Raw genomic sequence first — 319 nt, 5'->3', positions numbered from 1 at the left:
CCGTTCCTCGCTCAGGACGGTACCTGGGTGGTGGTTGTGAGACAGCGTCAGTATGAGTGTCATGTACGGGTGGCTACGGCGCGGCTGATGCACTCGCGAACAGAGAAGGAAGCACCGCCGAAGAGTCTGAAGGAGAAGCTCCGCGGCGCATTCGAGGGCCCGCCGCCCCTGGTGCAGTCCTGGACCCCGCCGGGCAAACAAGACCCTGCCTGACCCAAGCGCTCCCACTTCTTGGTAGCCAGACTGGCCCGCGTAGCGGGCCTGGAGCTTGGAGGCGAAGCTGGAAAGCTGGCGGGGGAGCGAAGCGAGTCCGCCAGGC

At 65.8% G+C, this 319-nt stretch carries 1 protein-coding gene; it reads left to right on the top strand.

All coding sequences use genetic code 11. From position 1 onward, the window contains the following. A partial coding sequence (locus tag ADK54_RS47560; RefSeq protein WP_234392118.1) for a hypothetical protein occupies positions 1-213 on the top strand: 213 nt, incomplete at its 5' end. Positions 214-319 lie beyond the last annotated feature (106 nt).

Source organism: Streptomyces sp. WM6378 (assembly GCF_001279695.1).
Lineage (GTDB): Bacteria > Actinomycetota > Actinomycetes > Streptomycetales > Streptomycetaceae > Streptomyces.
This window is presented reverse-complemented; position numbering and strand designations above follow the sequence as displayed.